General features: G+C 71.1%; 20 protein-coding genes. 5 read left to right on the top strand and 15 right to left on the bottom strand.

What is annotated here, in order from left to right:
• Window positions 1-39: 39 nt before the first annotated feature.
• Genes FS641_RS14145 through FS641_RS14160 form a run of 4 tightly spaced genes read right to left on the bottom strand, consistent with a single transcriptional unit; the run spans window position 40 to window position 6,280 of the window.
• Window positions 40-3,177 carry a glycoside hydrolase family 38 C-terminal domain-containing protein gene (locus tag FS641_RS14145; RefSeq protein ID WP_144764904.1) on the bottom strand — a complete coding sequence of 1,046 codons (3,138 nt, stop codon included), beginning with the start codon at window positions 3,175-3,177 and terminating at the stop codon, window positions 40-42.
• A gap of 52 nt (window positions 3,178-3,229) precedes the next feature.
• Entirely contained in the window at window positions 3,230-4,048 is an 819-nt protein-coding gene (locus FS641_RS14150; RefSeq protein ID WP_144764906.1) for a carbohydrate ABC transporter permease, read from the bottom strand.
• A 13-nt stretch (window positions 4,049-4,061) separates the two neighbouring features.
• Window positions 4,062-5,012, bottom strand: coding sequence for a carbohydrate ABC transporter permease (locus FS641_RS14155; RefSeq protein ID WP_144764908.1), 951 nt, complete (start codon window positions 5,010-5,012; stop codon window positions 4,062-4,064).
• Window positions 5,009-6,280 carry an ABC transporter substrate-binding protein gene (locus tag FS641_RS14160; RefSeq protein WP_186317774.1) on the bottom strand — a complete coding sequence of 424 codons (1,272 nt, stop codon included), beginning with the start codon at window positions 6,278-6,280 and terminating at the stop codon, window positions 5,009-5,011. The genes FS641_RS14155 and FS641_RS14160 overlap by 4 nt, the downstream gene beginning before the upstream one ends.
• A 127-nt stretch (window positions 6,281-6,407) precedes the next feature.
• Between FS641_RS14160 and FS641_RS14165 the strand changes: the two genes are divergently transcribed.
• Both FS641_RS14165 and FS641_RS14170 read left to right on the top strand, forming a co-directional pair.
• Window positions 6,408-7,442 carry a LacI family DNA-binding transcriptional regulator gene (locus FS641_RS14165; RefSeq protein WP_144764912.1) on the top strand — a complete coding sequence of 345 codons (1,035 nt, stop codon included), beginning with the start codon at window positions 6,408-6,410 and terminating at the stop codon, window positions 7,440-7,442.
• Between the two features lie 81 nt (window positions 7,443-7,523).
• A complete protein-coding gene (locus tag FS641_RS14170; RefSeq protein WP_144764914.1) occupies window positions 7,524-9,299 on the top strand; it encodes a class I mannose-6-phosphate isomerase in 1,776 nt (591 codons plus the stop codon).
• A 455-nt stretch (window positions 9,300-9,754) separates the two neighbouring features.
• Here FS641_RS14170 and FS641_RS14175 read toward each other — a convergent pair whose 3' ends face one another.
• From FS641_RS14175 to FS641_RS14185, 3 genes are all read right to left on the bottom strand, one after another.
• The gene (locus FS641_RS14175; RefSeq protein WP_144764916.1) at window positions 9,755-10,405 is read right to left on the bottom strand and encodes a GNAT family N-acetyltransferase; all 651 of its coding nucleotides are present in this window, start codon (window positions 10,403-10,405) and stop codon (window positions 9,755-9,757) included.
• Between the two features lie 271 nt (window positions 10,406-10,676).
• Window positions 10,677-11,255, bottom strand: coding sequence for a hypothetical protein (locus FS641_RS14180; protein ID WP_144764918.1), 579 nt, complete (start codon window positions 11,253-11,255; stop codon window positions 10,677-10,679).
• Between the two features lie 199 nt (window positions 11,256-11,454).
• A complete protein-coding gene (locus FS641_RS14185; protein WP_144764920.1) occupies window positions 11,455-11,904 on the bottom strand; it encodes an SRPBCC domain-containing protein in 450 nt (149 codons plus the stop codon).
• Between the two features lie 145 nt (window positions 11,905-12,049).
• On the opposite strand from FS641_RS14185, the gene FS641_RS14190 reads away from it, so the two are divergent.
• Window positions 12,050-12,598, top strand: a complete 549-nt coding sequence (locus tag FS641_RS14190; RefSeq protein WP_186317775.1) for a TetR/AcrR family transcriptional regulator — start codon at window positions 12,050-12,052, stop codon at window positions 12,596-12,598.
• A 24-nt stretch (window positions 12,599-12,622) separates the two neighbouring features.
• On the opposite strand, the gene FS641_RS14195 is transcribed toward FS641_RS14190, so the two are convergent.
• From FS641_RS14195 to FS641_RS14230, 8 genes are all read right to left on the bottom strand, one after another.
• Window positions 12,623-13,537: an ROK family protein gene (locus tag FS641_RS14195; protein WP_144764924.1), complete on the bottom strand. Its 915-nt coding sequence runs from the start codon at window positions 13,535-13,537 to the stop codon at window positions 12,623-12,625.
• Window positions 13,534-14,760 (bottom strand): glycoside hydrolase family 76 protein, encoded by a 1,227-nt coding sequence (locus FS641_RS14200; protein ID WP_144764926.1) that lies wholly within the window; start codon window positions 14,758-14,760, stop codon window positions 13,534-13,536. The genes FS641_RS14195 and FS641_RS14200 overlap by 4 nt, the downstream gene beginning before the upstream one ends.
• A 75-nt stretch (window positions 14,761-14,835) precedes the next feature.
• Window positions 14,836-15,615, bottom strand: coding sequence for a DUF1932 domain-containing protein (locus FS641_RS14205; RefSeq protein ID WP_144764928.1), 780 nt, complete (start codon window positions 15,613-15,615; stop codon window positions 14,836-14,838).
• 33 nt (window positions 15,616-15,648) lie between these two features.
• Window positions 15,649-16,404 (bottom strand): IclR family transcriptional regulator, encoded by a 756-nt coding sequence (locus tag FS641_RS14210; protein ID WP_144764930.1) that lies wholly within the window; start codon window positions 16,402-16,404, stop codon window positions 15,649-15,651.
• A gap of 33 nt (window positions 16,405-16,437) precedes the next feature.
• Entirely contained in the window at window positions 16,438-17,082 is a 645-nt protein-coding gene (locus FS641_RS14215) for an RraA family protein (RefSeq protein ID WP_222122107.1), read from the bottom strand.
• Entirely contained in the window at window positions 17,064-17,333 is a 270-nt protein-coding gene (locus FS641_RS14220) for a hypothetical protein (protein WP_144764934.1), read from the bottom strand. Before FS641_RS14220 ends, FS641_RS14215 begins: the two co-directional genes overlap by 19 nt.
• Window positions 17,334-17,350: 17 nt before the next feature.
• Window positions 17,351-18,697 (bottom strand): TRAP transporter large permease subunit, encoded by a 1,347-nt coding sequence (locus tag FS641_RS14225; protein ID WP_144764936.1) that lies wholly within the window; start codon window positions 18,695-18,697, stop codon window positions 17,351-17,353.
• Between the two features lie 158 nt (window positions 18,698-18,855).
• Entirely contained in the window at window positions 18,856-19,650 is a 795-nt protein-coding gene (locus FS641_RS14230; RefSeq protein ID WP_144764938.1) for an alpha/beta fold hydrolase, read from the bottom strand.
• Window positions 19,651-19,701: 51 nt separating this feature from the next.
• On the opposite strand from FS641_RS14230, the gene FS641_RS14235 reads away from it, so the two are divergent.
• Together FS641_RS14235 and FS641_RS14240 are read left to right on the top strand one after the other, a co-directional pair.
• Window positions 19,702-20,190, top strand: coding sequence for a MarR family winged helix-turn-helix transcriptional regulator (locus FS641_RS14235; RefSeq protein WP_144764940.1), 489 nt, complete (start codon window positions 19,702-19,704; stop codon window positions 20,188-20,190).
• Window positions 20,191-20,295: 105 nt separating this feature from the next.
• Complete coding sequence (locus tag FS641_RS14240; protein WP_144764941.1) at window positions 20,296-20,505, top strand: mersacidin/lichenicidin family type 2 lantibiotic; 210 nt, start codon at window positions 20,296-20,298, stop codon at window positions 20,503-20,505.
• Window positions 20,506-20,563 lie beyond the last annotated feature (58 nt).

Genomic DNA, 20,563 nt, shown 5'->3' on the forward strand with positions numbered 1-20,563 from the left:
CACGAGCCTCCCGTCCGTCGTCCGGCCGCGCCGCCGCTGCTACCGCACCCCGCTGATCCGGCTGATGCGGACCGCAGCTGCCGCGAACGGCGCGAGCGTCGTCCGCACCGCGTCCCCGTCGACCTCGAGCGCGGCGCCGGTGTCGTCACCGAGGTAGGTCGACCGCGCGGCGGTGTCGACGGGCACCCCGAAGGCGAGCTCGACGTCGACCGGCTCGTCCGCGAAGGACTGCAGTCGGACGATCGACGTGCGCTCGTCGTCCCCGGCGACCACGGAGACGAGCCGGACGCGGGGATCGCTGATCGTCAGGAGTTCCGCCGACGCGAGGTCCGCGGCTCCGGCCCCGGCCCCGGTGCCGGACGCGGGCACCGCGGCGAACGGGCGGACCAGGTCGGCCGTGGTCTGCACGGCGACGGACTCCACCGGCTCCGCGCTGTCCGCGCGCACGCCGACCGCGTAGGCGAACGTGGCGGTGAAGCCCTGCTCGATCGGGAAGTTCGTGTCCCACACGTTGTTGTGCACCCACGAGTACACGGTCGCCGACCGGTTCGGAGCCGTGCTCGCCGGGAAGGGCGCGTACGGAAGCGAGATCGTGCCGGGGTGCACGAGCGGGGCGTCCTTCGTCACCCACACGACCGCGTCGTCCCCGTCCTCGACGCTGACCCAGTTCCGGATGGCGCGCATGTGCTGCGGGGCACCCGGGACGTGCGCGAGGCCGTCGCCCGTGACGCCGCCGGAGACCTCGTAGCGGACGACCGGGTCGGCGGCGGCGAAGGGGAACGCGAAGAAGGCGCTCTCCTTCGTGCGCGTGACCGGCTTCTCGAGACGGTTCTCGATGCGCAGGCGCGGTTCGCCGTGCCGCAGGCGGAGCGTCACCGTGACGGCGTCGACGCCGGCTGCCTGGTACCGGTAGACCAGGCGCTCCTCGACGGCGTCCGAGACGCGTTCGACGAGGACCGCGGCCTGCGCGGTCGTGCGGCTGGCGAGGAGTTCGAGCCGGTCGGTGCTCCAGAGCTTGTTCGCCAGGTGGTTCACCCCCGCGCCGGACGACCCGTACTCGTCGTAGACGTACCCGTTGAAGCCGGCGGCCGTGTCCTGCTCGACGATCTCGCGGCCGGTCGCGACCTCGACCACGGACCGGATGGTCGAGGTGCGGGGGTCGACGGCCACGCGGAGGTACGCGTTCTCGAGGGAGAACAGGTCGGCGGCGGGCGTGGTGAGGGCGTCGTGGATCCGCGGCTCGGGGACGGTGTCCTCGGCGCGCAGCACGTCGATCCGGACGAACCCGAACGCGGGGACGTCGGCCAGCTGGACGGTGACCCACCGCCCGGACTCGCGGTGCAGGGCGTTCGACTGCGGCTCGACGACCAGGCCGAGCGGTGTACCGGTCCGACCGTCGCGGACCTCGACGTCGACGTCGAGCGGCACCGTCGACTCCTTGAGCAGGAACCGGACCGTCCCCGTCCGTGCGGCTCCCGCGGCGTTCGCGACGACGATCGACGCGAGCGCGCCGTCCGCGACCGCCACGGCGTCGGCGAGGTAGACGAGGGCGTGCTCCTCGAGGTCCCGACCGCGCTGGTGCCCGACGAGCGCCTGCGCGACCTTCCACTGCCACTGGCGCTCCCCCGAGTCGTAGCCCTCGTCGCCGTGGGTCCACGAGTTGCTCGCACCCCAGGTGTGCTCGTTGAACATCGAGATCGCGTCGTACGCCGCGTCCGAGTCGGCGCCCTCGGTGGGGACGGCCGTGCCGCCGAGCCACGCGGCGGCCTGCGAGAACGAGCGTGCGTCACTCACGGTGGCCTGGGCCTCCCGGCTGAGGGCGAGGGGCACCGCGGCGGACCCGACACCCTCGACCCACCAGTCGCCCCAGTCCCCCTCGACGGTGACGAGCTCGTCGCCGTGACGCGCCTCGGCCTCGGCGAAGAAGTCCTCGTTCGTCGAGACGCGGAGCTTCGGCGACGTCCAGGTGTCGTTCCAGCGCCGGACGACCTCGGAGAGGTGCAGGCGTGCCGGGCCGTTGTCGCCCATGAAGCCCTGCGTCCGCAGGTGCAGCACGCCCCAGGGGTACCCGGGGCGTCCCTCGGCTTCTTCGCCGTGCGCCCCGAACACCCCAGGGGGGAACGGGTAGCCGCGGGTCGCGAGGGCGGTGAGGTACGCGGGCAGGTACGTCTCGGCGACCTCGTACGACTCGGTGAGGCCGACCATCGGCCCCTCCATGTACGCCAGGCCGTGCGGGCTGTCCGTCATCCAGACCACGACCGAGTTGCCGGCGGGCGTGCGCCACCGGAACAGGCGCGGCAGGTCGAGGGCACCGTTCTGGTGCGGCATCGACCGGCCGGCCCAGTTGTGCGCGACCGCGAGGTACCGCACGCCGACCTCCTGCAGGGCGTCCGGCAGCCCGGCGACCTGCCCGGGGACGTCGGTCTGCATCGCGGTCGTGAAGTCGATCCCGTACTGCTCGCGGATGCGCCGGGCCTCGCGGAGCAGCTCGTGCAGTTCCTCCGTGGAGCATGTGTCGGTGTGCAGGTTGTACGGCATGGCACTCAGGCCGATCGAGCCCTGCTGGACGAGCCGGACGAACTCGGCGACCTTCGCGGCGGGACGGTGGCGCTCCCAGTCGGCGAACGCCCACAACGCCTCGACGTTCCACCGGAAGCGTGCCGCGTCCGGCCACTCACTCGTGGCCGCCGCGAGTTCGACCGCGGAGTCGAGGTAGGACCGCTGCGAGGAGATCACCGCGGTCTGCGGGTCGGTGTAGCCGAAGTCGAAGTGCGAGTGGTGCACGACGTGCACGGACCAGTCGCGCTGCGGCTGCAGGACGAAGGGGATCGTCTCGGCGCCGAGCCCCGGCAGCGCCAGGACCACCTCGGTGGGCGCGTCGACGGCGCGGACGAGCAACCGGACGGACTCCGTGTCCGGTGCGGGGGCCGTGCCGACGACGAGGTCACCGGACGGTCCGGTGAGCGTCACGTCGGTCGGGTCCGGGAGCTGCCCGTCGACGAGCAGTCGGACGGCCTGCACCGGCACGCCGTCCCGCTCGGTCGTCAGCGGTTCGGGGAGCACCCGGACGCGCACGCCCCCGACGACGGCCGAGGCGACGGTGGCGCGGTCGAGGAGTCCGGCACGGGCCTCCAGGTGCGACCAGGGCTGGGCGGAGACGAGGGCGGGTTCGGTCATCGGAGCTGGGGTTCCTTCGAGGTGTGGGGCGGAGGGCGGTGCGGCGGGACGGTCAGGCGGTCGGGTTCAGGCCGCGCGCGAAGAACCGCTGGAACGCGAAGAACACGATGACCGTCGGCAGCGAGGCGACGAGCGCCCCGGCGAGTGCCACGGGCGGACCGTAGGTCGAGTAGTTGCCGGTGAGGTCGGCGAGCGTCGCCATCACCGGCCGGATGTTCGGACTGGTGGACAGGGTGAGCCCGAACAGCAGGTCGTTCCAGATCCAGGTGAACTGGAACACGAACGCGGCGAGGAGCGCACTGGTCGACAGCGGCAGGTGGACCTGGAAGAACATCCGGACCCAGCCGGCACCGTCGAGCGACGCCGCCTCGCGCACCTCGTTCGGCAGCCCGGTCATGTGCCCGCGGACCACGAAGAACGCGAACGGGATCGTCAGCGCGACGTAGACCAGGAGCATGCCGTACTGCGTGTCGAACAGGCTCGTCGCGGCGAACCCGGTGAACAGCGGCGAGAGGAACGCCTGCAGGGGCAGGATCGTGCCGATGTAGATCACCCAGAACCAGAACGTCGGGCGCTTGACGGGCATGATCGTGACCGCGAAGGACGCCAGGGCGGCGATGAACACCGCGGCACCGGCCCCGACCACCGAGTACAGCAGGCTGTTGAGCATGCCCTGCCCGACGTTCGCGTTCTGGAACGCGGTCGCGATGTTGTCGAACAGCGACCACGAGGTCGGCCACCACGAGGGCGTGCCCGAGTAGTCGGCGCTCTTCGTGAACGCGTTCACGACGAGCAGGTACGACGGGATCAGCCAGATCAGCGACACGACGGTCAGCACGACGGCCAGGATGCGGCGAGAGGTCTTCGTCATCGAACGGCTCCAGCTAGTCGGTGGGTCGGAGTTGCCGACGGAGGTACGCCCACGAGGCCACGACGACCACGAGCGTGAGGAACACGGCGACGGCCGCGCCGGAGCCGTAGCGGGAGAGCGTGAAGGTCTCGCGGTACATGGTCAGCGCGAGGGTCTCCGACGCGGTGCCGGGGCCGCCGTTCGTGAGCAGCAACACCTGGTCGAACACCTTGAGGCTGCCGACGATCGAGATCCCCACGACGACGACCGTCATCGGTCGCAGCTGCGGGAACGTCACCGCCCAGAACAGCCGCCAGCCGGAGGCACCGTCGATCTGGGCGGCCTCGAGCGTGTTCGGCGGGATCGACTGCAGGCCGACGAGGAACAGGATCACGCAGGCACCGGTGGCCTGCCACGTCGTCGCGACGATCATCATGACCGTGTTGAGCGGCCACTGGAGCAGCCACTGCGACACGAGCCCGTCGAGGCCGATCATGTGCAGGATCGTGTCGAGCCCGCCGTCGGTGGAGAGCATGAACGTCCAGACCACGGCGGTCGCCGAGCCGGAGATCGCGTACGGCAGCACGATCGCGAACCGCGCAAGGCCGCCGAGCCGCAGCTTCCAGGTGCCGACGGCGATCGCGAGCCCGATCCCGACCGGCAGCAGCAGCGTGCCGACGACCCACATGAAGGTGTTCAGCACGGACTGGCCGAACGCCGGGTCGGCGAACATCGCCCGGTAGTTCTCGATCCCGACCCAGCTACGGGTGAAGCCGTTGTCGTTGAAGAAGCTGCGGTAGATCGTGAACAGGAACGGGGCGACCAGCAGCACCACGACCAGCACCACGGACGGTGCGAGGAACGCTCCGCCGGTCAGGCGGGCTCGCATCGGTGCGCGCCTGGTCGTGGTGGGCCGACGTCGGGCGGTGGGCCGGGCCTCCTGGTCGAGCACCGCGTCGGGGACGGGCGGTTGTGTCAGCGTCATGCGGCGTTCCAGGTCTTCCACTCGGTGACTGCTCGGTTCTGCATGGACCGCAGGGTGGCCAGGCCGTTCGCCTTCGACGGGTTCACCATGAAGGACCCGAGGTCCTGCACGTTGCCCTCGATGAGCGGTGTCGGTGAGGCCTCCCAGTAGCGGGTGAGCTCGACGGGACGCGTGGCGGCGATGTCCTTCGCCAGGTCCTGCACGAGGTGCGACTTCGGCAGGGCCTTCGGGTTCGGGCTCGTGTCGCCGAGGAAGCCGACCCAGGCCGTCTGCACGTCGGTCGCGAGCCAGTTCCGCGCGACGTCGACGGCGGCCGCGTGCCGGTGCGCCTTCACGGGGACCGACAGGGAGCCGCTCTCGACGACCACGGCCGGCTTCGCGGAACCCCGCGGCGGGACCCGGAAGAACCCGATGTCCGTGTCGGTCAGGCCGGCGGCGAGGAGGGTGTTCGCGAACCACGTGCCGTAGAGCATCATGCCGAACCTGCCCTGCTTCACCAGGCCGGGCAGGTCGTTCGAGGTGACGTCCGGGGCGGAGAAGAAGCCGTCGGCGTACATCGTCGACCAGAGGTCCATGGCCTGCTCCGCCGGGTCGGCGACGTAGCTCGCCCTGTCCGTCGTGACGGCCTTGTAGTAGTCCGGGTCGATCGAGGCGAGCAGCTGCATGAACCAGATCTCGGCCTCCCACGTGGTGGCACCCGGGGACAGGAACGGGGTGATGCCGGCGTCCTTGAGCTTCTGGGCGGCGTCGAGCATCTCGTCGAAGGTGGTCGGGACGGTGATCCCGTGCTCGGCGAACGCCTTCTTGCTGTAGAAGACGGCGTAGTAGCTCTTGTAGAGCGGCATGCCGTACGCCTTGCCGCGGTACGTGAAGGACTCACGCTGCGCCGGGTCGACCCAGCCGCGGGCGATCGCGTCGTCCCACGCCGGGTTGAGGTCGGTGAGGATGTCGGCGCGGGCGATGTCCTGCAGCCGGTACCCGTTCGTCCACTTGATCAGGTCGGTCGTGCTGTCGGTCTGCGCCGTCATCCGGATGACCTGGGTGTAGTTGTTCACGCTCGCGATGGAGCGGGACGTGATGCGGTACCCGATGCGCTTCGCCAGCACGGCGGAGGCGGCGGCGTACCCGGGGCCCCAGGTCGGGTTGTCGCTGTTGAGCGTGACCGTGCCGGGGGCGGACGGCTTCGTGTCGGTCCCTCGGGCGCACGCGGCGAGGGTCATGGCGAGGAGACCACCACCACCCAGCGCGAGGGCGGAGCGGCGGGTCACGGCGGGCCCTCGCGAGAACGGGTTCGGCATCGATCGTTCCATTCGACGGTGAATTGATAACGTTACCAACGGGAGCATACACGGCGCCGGACCGGTCGCAAGCGCGATGTCCGGTATACAGGGACGCATGCAGCCAGCCGCGGGGTCCGGACCGACCCGGAAGCCCGCGATGACCGTGAAGGACATCGCGCGCGTGGCCGAGGTCAGCCCGATGACGGTGTCCCGGGTGCTCTCCGGGGGCAAGAACGTGCGCCCGGCACTCCGTGAACACGTCGAACGCGTCATCGCCGAGGTCGGGTACCACCGCAACGAGAACGCACGGAGCCTGCGGCCCGGGCAGCGCTCGGGGCTCGTCGGCGTGATGATCACGAACATCGGCAACCCGTACTACGCCGGCGTCGTGCAGGGCATCGAACAGGTCGTGGCCGCGACCGGCCGGCGCATCCTCGTCGGCACCACGAACGAGGACGCCGACCTCGAACGACAGCTCCTGTCCGACTTCCTCGGTCGCCAGGTCGAGGGGCTGATCGTCGTCCCGGTCGGGCAGGACACCACCCGGTTCGCCGTCGACCGCCTGCACGACGCCCCGCTCGTGCTCGCCTCCCGCACGGTCGAGGACGTCGCCGCCGACGCCGTCCTCATCGACGACGTGCACGGCGCCCGGGACGCGACCGCGCTGATGCTCGAGGACGGGCACCGCCGCATCGCCTTCCTCGGCAACAAGGTGACGGTGTCGACGGGGCAGCGCCGTCTCGCCGGGTTCCGCAGCGCCTTCGCCGCCCACGGCGTCACCCCCGACGAGGGCCTGGTCATCCTCGAGCTCCAGGACACCGACAGCGCCGAGCGGGCGATGCGCCGACTCCTCACCGGCACTGAACCCCCGACGGCGGTCTTCGCGGCGAACAACCGGATCAGCGTCGGTGCGATCCGCGCGATCGCCAAGGCCGTCGCGGACGGCACGGTCGCCTCCCCGCCCCGGCTGTTCGCCTTCGACTCGTTCGACTTCGCGGACATGGCGCCGGTGCCGCTCTCGGTCATCGACCACGACCCGGCCGAGCTCGGCCGCGTCGCGGCGCGGATGCTGCTGTCCCGGCTCGACGGCAGCGCGGACGGCGAGCCGCCGCGGCTGGTCGAGCTGCCGGTGCACATCGTCCACCACTGAGCGCGGCCTGGAGGCTCGGCTTGCGTCCGCGCGCTGCTTCCGGAGTAGTGTTGGTAACGTTATCAGCGTGAAAGGGGACCCATGTCCGCCTCCCTGCCCTCCGGGGTGACCGTCGGCCAGTACGACAAGGCACCCGCCATCGACCTCCCTCCGGGGCACGACGTCTGGACGGGGTCAGCCGCGTGGGAGCAGCTCGCCGGGCGCCTGACGGGTCGGCACGTGATGGCCGTGGACACCTACCCCGGCAGCGACCTGACCGGCCTCTGCCGGGAACTCGCCGCGGTCGCACCCGACGCCGTCCTCATCGACGTCGAGGACGCCGCCGCCCTGCCGAACGCCGTCATCGAGGAGCGCATCGCCGCGAACCTCACCGACGACCGGGTCTTCGGCGTCCTCGGGCACCAGGTGCTCGCCGAGTTCTACGACACCGACCGACTCGCCGCTGTTGCCGACCGGATCCGCGCGGCCGACGGCCCCGTCGTCGTGTTCGGCTGGGGCGCCACGCTCGTCCCGACCACGTTCGACACGGTCGTGCTCGCCGACCTGGCCCGCTGGGAGATCCAGCGCCGGCAGCGTGCCGGTGCGCCGAACTGGCGCGCGGACAACGGGGACGAGGACCAGCTCCGCAAGGTCAAGCGCGGCTACTTCGTCGAGTGGCGGGTCGCCGACCGGCACAAGCGTGCACTGTTCGACAGCATCGACCTGGTCCTCGACGCGAACGGCTCGATGGCCGACGCGAAGCTCATCACCGCCGAGACGTTCCTGACCGGCCTCGAGCTCGCCAGCCGTCGCCCGTTCCGCGTCGTGCCGTTCTTCGACCCCGGGGTGTGGGGCGGGCAGTGGATGAAGGAGGTCCTCGAGGTCGGGGACGCCGACAACTACGCGTGGTGCTTCGACTGCGTCCCGGAGGAGAACAGCCTGCTCTTCCGGATCGGGGACACGGTCGTCGAACTCCCGGCGCTCGACCTCGTCTTCCGGCACCCGCGCGAGCTGCTCGGCGCGAAGACCCACGCCCGGTTCGGCGCGGAGTTCCCGATCCGGTTCGACTTCCTCGACACCATGGCCGGCGGCAACCTGTCGCTGCAGGTCCACCCGCTGACCGACTACATGCAGAACGTCTTCGGCATGCCCTACACGCAGGACGAGAGCTACTACATGCTCGACGCCGCAGAGGACGCGGTCGTCTACCTCGGCGTCCGGGACGACGCCGACCCCGCAGCGATGCAGGCGGCACTGCGGACCGCGTCGAGCGGCGAGGAGCCGTTCCCGGCCGACCGGTACGTCAACACCTTCCCGGCGAAGAAGCACGACCACTTCCTCATCCCGGCCGGCACCGTGCACTGCTCCGGGGCGGACTCGATGGTGCTCGAGATCTCCGCGACCCCCTACATCTTCACGTTCAAGATGTGGGACTGGGGACGGGTCGGACTCGACGGCGTCCCGCGTCCGGTGCACCTGGACCACGCCTTCGCGAACATCCAGTGGGACCGCCGGACCGACTTCGCGCGGGACGAGCTCGTCAACCGCGTGACCGAGGTGGCGCGCGGCGACGGCTGGGTCGAGGAGCGCACGGGCCTGCACGAGCTCGAGTTCATCGAGGTCCGCCGGCACTGGTTCGAGGGCGTCGTCCCGCACGACACGGACGGCACCGTGAACGTGCTCAACCTCGTCGAGGGTGCCGAGGCCGTCGTCGAGAGCCTGGACGGTGCGTTCGACCCGTTCGTCGTGCACTACGCCGAGACGTTCATCGTGCCGGCGAGCGTCGGCCGCTACACGATCCGCCCGCACGGGCCGGGCGTGGGGCAGCGGCTCGGCACGGTGAAGGCCGCGGTCCGCGGGACCGGCCGTAGCGAGTGAGTCGAGTCGCGTCAGGGGTGTCCGGTCGACCATCGGGGTCGAGCGGGGCGATCTCCGCTGGCAGCGCTGCAAGCGGCGACCGAGTGCCACGTGGCAGGTGGTCGCCCTTCGGCTGATCGGCCCCCTGCACGTCCCGCGCGCGACGGTGTTCCGTTCAACGGGCCGTCGGAGAGGGAACCAGGCCGCCACAGCTCGGTCCGGCGCTCCTCGGACTGGCGCGCTTCATCGCCTGTTTCGCCGGGGTGGCACGCAACACCTCAGCCCGGCATGCCGCCAACCGTCCTCTCGATGCGCACGAGCGTCTGTGCGGTCGCGTGCACCACGTCCGTGAACGCGTCCGGGACGACTGCAACGAAGCTGTCACGAACACACCGTCCCGATGGACGATCAGCTACCGGACGGTCTTGGCTCCGCCAGCGAGCTCGCTCTGACCGCCGCTCCGCGGCGCGGTCGTCCTACGGCGCAGTGATGCCGAGCTGTGCGAGAACGGGTTGATCGCCGATGGTCTGCAGATTCCACGTCGGATGCTCGAAGGCACCGCGGGAGAGTCGCACGCGCTGTTCGTCGACCGGTTGCCCGGATCGGGGCGATACCCGCGTAACCCCGTTCGGTTCGTAGCCGAGCTTGTAGGAGACGGCCAGTGACGGGGCGTTCCAGGCCGCAGCGCTTGACTCTGCCCACTCGGCCCCCAGCGTGTCGAAGGCGAACAGCAGCAGGGCGGCGCGCATCTCGGTGCCGACGCCGTTGCCTTGGGCGCGTCGTGTCAGCCAGGAACCGGAGTTCACCGTCCGGCGGTTCGCGAAGTCGAACGCGGCGATGTCCTGCGCCCCGATCACCTCGCCGTCGAGGATGACGGCGAACTGGATCGTCCAGTTCTGCGGGGAGACTTGGCGGAGGCTCCACTGGTGCATCGCGAGGTTCCGCGGCAGCTCCTCCGGAGACGCATCGGTCCAAGGGAAGCCAAACGGCATGCGGTCCGGGTTGTGGATGCCATCGAGCGCAGCCTGTGCCAGGGCAGGGAGGTCCTGGTCACGCACCGGACGCAACACCAGCCGCGGGGTTCGCAGTTCGAGTCCGAACAACGGCCACAGCTTCTCCATTTCCATACCGGGACGCTACCTGCGCCGGTCGCGGCAGCGAGGCGTGTTACGCGCCCGGCCGCTGATCAGCAACCCTCGCATCTGTTCTCTCGCAGCGCCCGGTGATCGATCGGCCAAAGAGACGCCATGAGCGGCTCCGCCGGAGGGACAGGATGACCGCTGCGACGATGACGACGGGAATCCGAATCCAGACAGGCAGTGAAGAGGGAACACGGTCGCACGCTGGCCACGACGAATGCCCCGCGACCGATCGGTCAGCGAGACGACGGTGCGGCCTTCAGTATTCGAGCGCTGGCCACTCCGACAGACGGGAGAAGCGGCGGCGCGGCGGCGCCGGCTCGTCGTCATCCATCACGCGGACCTCCGTGAGCACCGTGACTTCGCTCGTCCCGTACCAGCGGTGCGCGACGCCGTCCCGCTCGTCGACGACCACCGTCATGCGGTCCGCCGGGTCGCGCTCATGTTCGCAGGTCACCAGCAGCCAGTGCCCGCGGATCCGTTGGACCAGGACCGGCACGAAGCTCGCGGGCGAACCCCATAAGGGCAGAAGCTCCGGGGTGAGCAGTCGAACCGGAGGTGCTACCGCGCCGCTGCGGGCGAAGCTGACCTCCACCGGCCCGTCAACCGAATGGAGAACCCCCTCCGCGAATCGGTCGCGGTGACGGTCACCCTGCCGATCGACCGTCCAGCTCTCATCGCGCTCGTCAACGACGAGCTGGAACTGCCGCGGCTGCGCCGAGCCGCCACGCAGCACGATGACCCCGCGAGCGAGGCGTCGAGCAGGGGACCGGAGCGCGGCGACCTCTGCCCTGAGGCTCGGGGCGTCGGTTGCGGCCAGAACGGTGTCGAAACGCATGTCCTCATCTTGCGTGCGCAGAGGCTGACGCGGCGAGAGCAGGGTCTTGACAGCCAATCGAGTACTGAGTCGTCACGGGAAGCCTCCCTGTTCGTCTCGCGGCTGTCGCAAGGAGCGGGGAACAGGACACTCTCCTGCACGAACATCCACCAGTGCATGGCCGCCGCGGCGAGCATGACGACGGCGGCGATCGGGTGGGTCACGCCTGTTCCGGCCGGTAGGCGGCGAGGACCGCCGGGACTCCCTCCGCGAGCATCTTGCGTCGCACGTTCGCAAGCAGTTTCGACATCGCGAACCCGCCGATGCCGGTGAAGCCGGTGTGGTGCCAGGTGAAGCGTGTACCGGTCGGCGTCGGCTCGAGGCTGTAGGTCACGGTGGTGACGTCGTCGGCGTCGTCGTCACCCTTCCACGTGTAGACCATCGACCGTGGCGCTTCGATCGCGATGATCTTGCAGTAGACCACCCCGGCCCAACCCATCGTCGGCTTGCCGATGAACCTGAACTCAGTGCCGACCGTGGGCTCGAAACCCTCCGGGCGTCCGCCCTGGCCGGTGGTCGTCCACTGTGCGACGTACTCCGGGTCGGTCAACACCGTCCAGACGTCCGCCAGCGGGTACCGGTAGTCGTGCGTGATCGTGTACTCAGTCACGGGTGTTCCTCTCGTCCCTGAGTAGCCTACCTATCGGTAGGTAGTTTGCCTACCCCCGGGTAGGTAAACTGGCGGCATGACGAAACCACCCCAGGCGGGAGCAGCTCGGACATCGGGCGCTGACACTCGGAAGCGTGCGCTGAACGTGGCGCTTCGCCTCTTCACGCAGCAGGGGTACGAGGGGACGTCGCTGCGAGACATCGCCGACGAGCTCGGGATCAACAAAGCGTCGCTCTACTACTACTTCGACGGCAAAGAGGCGATCCTGCGGTCCCTGTTCGAGCAGCGCGGTGACGAAGCGGAGGATCTGCTCGCGTGGGTACAGCAGCAGCCGTCCGATCCGGCGCTGCTCCAGGTGGCGGTACAACGGTGGGTGCGTTCGTTCACCGTGGAGAAGCTGCAGGGGATCCGGTTCCTGGCGGCGAACCCGCTCGTGCTGCAGAGTCTGCCAGCGGGAGCAGCGCGGATCGGCAATGAGCTCAACGCCGTCGCGGATGCGTTGGCCTCGCTCCTCCCGGATCGGTCCGACGAGAACGTGCTCCTGCTGCGGATGGGGTTGCTCTCGATCAACGCGGCGGTTCAGGCCGCAGTGAGGACGGACCTCGACGACGAGGTGATCGTCGCAGCAGCAGCACGATCAGCGACCGCGCTCGTCCAGATCGCGACCCAGACGCCGCACATCCGCGAGCAGTGACCGAGGACTGCACCACCTCGACGGTCACGCCCTGGTCCACGCGGTGGCGGCACCGACGAGCGGTGCGTGCGCGCCGAGCGCGGCGGGGACCAGCGTCGGGCGTGCACCGGGTCCTCCGGGGCCGTCGAGCCCGAGTCCCGCGCCGAGCGGTGCACCGATGACGTCCCACGACCGGGCGATCGAGCCCCCGACGACGACCCGGTCGACACCGAACCGGTCCACCCACGGCAGCAGCGCCGTGCTGAGCGCCCGCATCGCGGTCGCCATCACCGCGTCCGCCTGCACGTCGCCGGCGCGGGCGGCAGCGCAGATCTCCGCCACCGTCCGGTCGAGGCCGGAGCGCGCACGGTCGGCCCGACGGATCGCCGGCGAGGAGACCGTCTCCTCCAGGGGACGGCCGTCGATCAGGAGCCGGTGCACCTCGCCCGACTCCGGGACGGTCGGACCGGTGTCGACCTCCTCGCCGTCGCGGAGGAACGCCGAGCCCACGCCCGTGCCGAGTGTGATGCAGAGCATGCGCCGCGCCCCCACGCCGGCACCGCACGCCCACTCGCCGATCCCGTAGGCGACGGCGTCGTTGACGAACCGCACGGCGCCGGGAGCGACCTCGAGCCGCTCGGCCAACGCCGCGCGGAGATCGATGCCGGCGATCGCCTGGAACTTGTCGACGCCCGCGAACGTGCCCGTCCCCGCGCGGGCGTCGAACGGTCCGGGCATCGCGATCGACCAGCCCACGAGCGGCGCTGATCCGGCGAGCGCCCGCGCCGGTCCGGCGAGCTGGTCGAGCAGGGCGTCCCGGTCCGCGTGGGGGTCGATCGCGGCGCCCCGTTCGGTCAGCACCTCCCCCGAGGACGTCGGGTCGATCAGCGCCGCGGTGACGTGCCCACCGCCGACGTCCATGACGCCGACGGTGGCACGCTCGTGCGTCCCTGCGGTCAACTGACGTCCCCGAGCCGGTCGGACGACCAGCCCAGCGCGGCGAACACCTGGATCATCGCCGCCTGGTCGAGGGTCGCGGCCGGTCGGTCCCAGGCGGGGTCGCCGCCACCGCTCGGCTGGAAGTGGAACAGCCCGGTCGCCGGGTCGCGGTTGTCGCGCCACGTCGCGGTCGCCCACTGCTCGGCGGCCGCACGGTAGGACGGGTCGTGCTGCACGGAGTCGAGCAGCAGCAGGTCCTTGAGGTAGAAGGCGTTGAAGATCGCGGGCTGCTGCTGGAGACGGTCGTCCGTGGTCCAGTACCGCAACGATGCCCGAGCGGCAGCGGCCGCCTGCTGGAGGTACTTCGGGTCGTCCGTCGCCCGGTACAGGATCGTCGCGGTGCCGATCATCGCGCCGGAGTTGTACGTCCAGAGCGTGGGGTCGACGCTGCCGTCGTCGCCGAGGCTGTTCCGGTAGAGCCCGGGCGACTCGCGCAGGCAGCGGTTGTTCCAGTCGTACAGCTTCGTGCTCCACCGCAGGTACGCGGCGTCCTTCGTCTCCTCGTAGAGGTGCGCCGCGAGCTGCGCGGTCAGCCCGGTGACGTTCGCCGCGCGGGTGGTGTTGTCCGGTCGGTCGATCCAGTCCGATCCCCCGGGGCAGGTCAGCGACGCGTCGCTGTTCCAGCTCCGGACGGCGATGTCGAACGCCGCCCGTGCGTGGTCGAGTGCCGCGGGGTCGTCGGTCGCCTGGTACTGGCTGACGAAGGAGAGGCCCACGACGGCATTGTCGTCGTAGTAGACGTCGCCGCCGGTGCCGAGCGGTGCCGGCAGGTACGACTCGTACCCTGGTCGCCCTCCCGGTGCGACGGCGTGGTAGTGCTCGAAGCCGGCCACGCGCGCCGCGGCGGAGTTCGCGTAGGCGGGGCCGACGCCGGGGAGGCCCTGCAGGTCGAGGGCGGCCTGGGTCGCCTCGCGGTACTCCCAGAGGAACGAGTACGGGTTCCCGGTCGAGGTGTCCGTGTTCTCCCGGTAGAGCCCGTGACCGGCGGACCCGGTGTACAGGGCGTCCTGCATGGCGTCGTAGGTCGCGCTCGCGCGCTGCTGCCAGACGGGGTCCGGCGTCGTCGCGACCGGGGTCGCGGCCTCCGCGGCCTGCGGGGCCCCCGCGGCGAGCACGCCGAGGACGAGGGCGACCGCGGTGACGCGGCCCACGCGGGTCGTGCGTGTCGGTGTCGAGGTGGGCATCGTTGCTCCTCCGGGTCGTTGGTATCGTTACCATAGAGGGCGGAGCGCAGAGCCGCAAGGCTCGGTCCCTGGCGGTCAGTGCCGCTCCTCCCCCTCCTCCGCCAGGCGCTCGAGCACGCGGCGGGAGGCCGACGACATCGCCGGCTCGACCCCGAGCCGCTCCAGGTACTCCGACACGGACTGCATCTCGTGGGCGCGGCGCACGGCGTGCTTGCGGCTGCCGGACTCGTAGCGCTCGATCTTCGCGTCGGCGTCCCCGGACAGCTGCGCGGCGATCTGCGCGTGCACCCAGTCCGCACACCCGGCGGCACGGCCGGCCTCGAGCGCCTCGACGACGACGGTCGCCAGGCTCTTCATGAGCACGCTCCGGAGCAGCTTGCGCGACGTCGCCGTGCCGGGAGGACCCTCGACGCGCTCGACCGCGGAGCCGAGGGACGCCAGGAGGTCCCCGACGGTGTCGGCGGCGGCACCAGAGACGATCGTCTCGGTCGCGGCGCCCTTGAGCGGGACGGGTCCGAGGATCGCGACGTCGGCGAAGCGCCCACCGGCGGCGGTGATCAGCTCCCCCGCCTGCACCATGTCCTCGGGCGAGGCGGTCGTGAAGTCGGCGTAGACCGTCCCGGGGGCGATGGCGTCGGCCGCGGTCTCGGCGATGGTGCGACTCAGCGCGGCGCTCGTGAGGACGACGACGAGGTCGCTCGCCGCGGCCACCTCGGCCACCGAACCGAGCCGGGTGACGCCCTCCGGACCGGCTGTCGGCGCCGGGTCGAACCCGACGACGTCGTGCCCGGCCGCGCGCACCCCGGCGGCGTAGATCGCTCCGGCCTCGCCGAGGCCGATGAACCCGACTCGCATGGTGTTCCTTCCCTGCGAGCCGTGGCTCGCGTCCTACCGTCCGACCGCCTGCGCGGCCCGACGGATCTCCGGGACCAGTGCCTCCAGTCCCGTCCTGTCGTTGTGTTCTGCCGGTCCGGATGCCGACACCGCGCCGATCACGGCGCCGTGCTGGTCGAAGACCGGTGCGCTCACCGCCGCGACGGCGACGTCGCGCTCGGCGATCGAGATGTGGAACCCGTCGGTGTGGATCGCGTCGAGCGACGAGCGGAGCTCGTCGACGCTGACCGGGTTCCCGTTCGCGTCCGTGGTGTCACCGTGGTGGGTGAGCACCGCCTCCCGCTCGTCCGCGGTGACGAACGCGAGGATGGTCTTGCCGGCGCCGACGACCAGCGGGAGTCGACGTCCCACCGGCAGCTGGTACCGGAGCGGGTCGCGACCGTCCACGCGGGCGGTCAGGATGCGCTCCCGGCCGGTGCGCACGTAGAGCGACGAGGTCAGGTGGGTGGAGTCCGCGAGCTGCTGGAGCACACCCCGGGCCCTGGTCGTCAAGGGGTCCCCGACCAGGAAGCCGTGCGCCAGGCCCAGTGCGCCGGGTCCGAGCCGGTACTCCCCACCGTCCTGCTGGACGAGCCCGCGACGCTGGAGCACACCGACGATCCGGAGCGCGGTCGCCGCGTGGAGGCCCGTCCCCCGACTCAGGTCGACGAGCCGCAGCGGACGGTCGCTCCGCTCCAGGAGCTCCAGCACGTCGAGCGCCCGCTCGACGCTGCGGACCGTCGGCTGGCTGGTCTGCCCGTCGGTTGCCATACCGCCATTGTGTCGGACGGCCGCGGCGGATCGTCACGCGGGCGCGGGACCGGCCGCGACGGACGCCACGATCCCCTCGCGGATGCGGGTCTCGTCCGCGTGCTTGGCCTCAGCGCGCGCGAGCACCTCCGACGCCTCGGCCGCCGGGACCACCGCGACGCCGTCCCCGTCGGCGACGACCACGTCCCCCGGGTGGACGACGACCCCGCCGATGGCGACGGGCACGCCGACCCGGAACGGCCCGTGCCGGTAGGGGCCGGCCGGTGTGACGGCGCGGGCGAACACCGGGAAGCCGATCTCCTCGAGGTCGGCGACGTCACGCACCGCCCCGTCGACGACGAGCCCGACGCACCCGCGGGCGCGGAGGCGTTCGGCGATGAGCTCCCCGACGAGCGCGCGGTCGCGGACGCCGTGGCCGTTGACCACCAGGACCTGTCCGGGCTGCAGGGTGGCGAGCGCCTCGTGGACGCCGGCGTTGTCGCCACCGGCCACCTCGACGGTGCAGGCGGGACCGGCAGCACGGGCGCCGCGCCAGACGCTCCCGATCTCGGCCTCGACGACACCGAGCCGCTGCATCGCGTCACCGACGTTCGCGACGGGGAGCGCGCCGAGACGGTCGACGACGTCCTGGGGGACGGTGGTGGGCTGCGGGTTCTCGGTCATTCGTTCGACTTCCATCCGTGTACGTAGGCGAGGAGCAGGGTCCAGATGCCGAGGGCGCCGCCGAGGCCGAACGTCCACGGTGCCAGGACGGCGACGGTGCTGGAGACGAGTGCGGCGTCGAGGACCACGACCCCGACGAGCTGCAGCAGCACCATGACGGTGCCGAGCGCGAGCATCGAGACGAGGAGGACGACGAACACCGTCGTCATGGCCGCGGCGACGCGCCTGCGGGTGGGGCCCATCGTGGGCCCGGTGGTGTCGGACATGGTCGTGCAGCCTCCGGTCAGTGGGGGACGGGCAGCCAGCCCGGCCCGATGAGTGCGGCGATGAGCAGGATGGGGACGACGTAGAGGACCACGAGCGGGACGAACGTCTTCACCGGGTTGACGCCGGCGATGCCCGAGGCGATGTAGATCGCCGAGGCGCCCGGAGGGGACGCGCCCTCCGTCGACGCGGCGACGAGCACGACGCAGGCGGCGAGGACCGGGTCCACCCCGGCCACCACGAGGACGCTGAAGCCGATGCCGCCGATCGTCGCGATGGTCGCGGTCGAGCTGAGCGGCCCGGCGACGAGCACCACCATCACCGCGACGATGACGCTCATCACGACCGGGGAGGCGTCCAGCCCGTTCAGCACGGCGGCGAGCTGGTCGGCGAGCCCGAGCTCGGTCAGCACGGCACCGCCGGCGAACGCGAACACCAGGGTCGCGCCGATGTCCCGGTAGCGCGGTGCGGTCTTCGCGACGAAGTCGTACCAGGCACGACTGCCCCGCGGCAGGCGCTTCCGGCCGAGCACCAGGGCGAACAGGCCCAGGAGGACCGGGATCCAGACGACGATGCTGATCGTGTCCGCCGCGTCCTCGCCGAGCGCTCCGGTGATCGCGGTCCCGGTCGGGCCGAGCGTGACGAAGACCGGGATGAGGATCCCGAGGAACACCAGCAGCGACGTCCAGCCGTGCCGGAAGGACTGCCGGAACGGCGTGATGTCCTCGGCCGGGACGCGCTGGATGCGGTGCTTCCGGACGAAGTAGGCGATGACGACGAGCCGCCAGAGGACGCACCAGGCCGCGGCGACGAACATCGCCGGCAGGAGCTCGCCGACGGTGACGAGCGGCGCCACGGTGGCCGTGCCGATGAGGATGAAGAACGACGCGCTCGGCGGGATCACGGTGCCGTTGCCGGCGTTGCCCGCCACGACGGTCGCCGCCACCGGGGCCGGCCACTGCGACCGCTTCATCCACGGGATCGTCACCGTGCCGAGCGTCGCGGCGTTCGCCGAGCCGGAGTGCGCCACGGAGCCGAACAGCGCCGATCCGACGGTCGCGACGTAGCCGGCCCCGCCCGGGAGCCGACCGAGCAGCGAGTTGAGGATCTCCACCTGGTGCCCGATCACCCCCGTCGAGGCCAACAGGAACCCGATGAAGGTGAACGCCAGTGCGGCGAAGACGATCTCCTCGTTGAACGCGTCCTGCATCCCGACGAGCAGCAGCTCGAGGAAGCGCGTCCCGCCGAAGGCGCAGACGACGACGAAGCCGACGACCATCCCCTCGCCGATGCCGCGGCGGAGCAGCACACTCCAGACGACGATCGTGCCGATGTACGCGATGAGCGCCCAGACGGCCAAACCCATGTGCGACTCACTCTCCATTGAGGGGTCTTGTTTCATCAGATGCAACGTAATTGCGTCTGTCGAAACAGCAAAGCAGGTCCGGCAGCGCCACGTCAAGCAGGAGCGCACCGGTGAGCGTCGATCACCCGTCCGCGACCGGACATGACGACGACGGGTGCTCAGAGCGCCTGGAGGAACCCGTCGAGGAGCGGCCACGTGGCGGCCGGGTTCTCCAGGTGCGGCAGGTGCCCCGCCTCCGGCACCTCGGCGAAGCGCGCACCGGGGACGGCCGCCGCGACACGGCGTCCGTACGCGGGCGTCACCACGCGGTCGCTCGCTCCGGCGAGCACGAGCGTCGGCGTCGCGACGGTCGCGAGTCGGCCCAGGAGGCTCGGGTCGCTCATCGCAGGCCCGGCCACCGCCGCCATCGTGGCCGCGTCGGCACGCCGCATCGTCTGCTCCTCGGCGGACAGGGCCGCCGGGTCCCGGTAGCCGCGGTCCGGGTCGTGCCAGGCGACCTCGGCGAGCCCGCGGGCGTCGAGGGTGAAGAAGTCCGCGATGGGCTCGCCCGCCACGACGGCACCGACCCCGTCGACGTCGACCACGGCGCCGAGCACCCCGGCGTACCGGTCGTCGGCCGCCGCCCGGACCGCCATCTCGAGGGCGATCCATCCCCCGATCGACGACCCGACCACGACCACGTCGTGGGCGCCGCGCTCCAGCAGCCACTCCAGGTAGGCGGCGGCGAGCGCCGCGACGGAGTCGATCGTGTCCGGGCGGCTCGTCCCGCTCCAGCCGGGGTGCGTCGGCGCGAGGACGTGGAACGACGGGGCCAGGTGCGCGACGATCGGCGCGACGGTCAGCGGGCCGCCGCCGCCGTGCAGGACGACGGCGGTGCGTGCCGCGGGGTCGCCGGCGTCGACGACGTGCAGGTCGGTGGGGAGTGTGGGGAGTGCGGGGAGTGCGGGGTTCATCGGGACACCTGTCTCAACATGTTTATCTACGGGTGTTGATACGGTAGCACCGTGACGACGGACCTGGAAGCACTCGGGCAGACCATCAAGCGGGCGCAGTACCGCAATCACCGGACGATGGACACGGCCCTCCGGCCGGCCGGGGTCACCCTCGTGCAGTGGGACGCCCTGCGCGCGGTCGACCGGATGCCGCACGCGTCCGGACACGACCTGGCCGTCGCCACGTTCCAGAGCGACCAGGCGTTCGGGACGCTCGCGAACCGGCTGGTGGACCGCGGGCTCATCACGAGGTCGGCCGGGCGTGGGCGGCGCATCGAGCACGCGCTCACCGAGGAGGGCGCGGCGGCGCTCCGGTCCGGTCAGGCGATCGCCCGCGGGGTGCTGGAGGACCTCTTCGCACCGCTCGACGAGTCCGAGCGACACACGCTCGAGCGGGTGCTCACGCGGCTGCTGCGGCACGAGGCCGGTGGCTCGACCCCCGCGGAGCCGGGCATGACCGAACGGGCCCACCCCCTGGACGAGGGACACGGTCGGGCATAGCATCGAGGCGGGTTGGGGGATGCGGGGGCATCGGCATGGTGATGTCGGACAACGGGTTTCTGCTCTTCCGGCTCGTCCGAACACCACACGAAAGGGAGCAACATCATGCCTACTGCCGAACTGACCCGCGCCTGGGTGGACTCCGACTTCCGAGCGACCCTGAGCGAGGACGACCTCGCGCTGGTGCCCGCGAACCCGGCCGGGGAACTCCTCGACGACCTCGAGGTCACCGACCCGGAACTGCCCGGCGTCTACAACTCCTGGGTCCCCTGCTTCTTCAGCCTGGAGAAGACCGACTCCTGCTGCGCCTACTGACGCAGGGTCCGACCACCCACGGGGCGGACGCGACCGCGCGTCCGCCCCGTGCACGAGG

It is taken from the genome of Curtobacterium sp. 9128, assembly GCF_007673775.1.
GTDB lineage: Bacteria > Actinomycetota > Actinomycetes > Actinomycetales > Microbacteriaceae > Curtobacterium.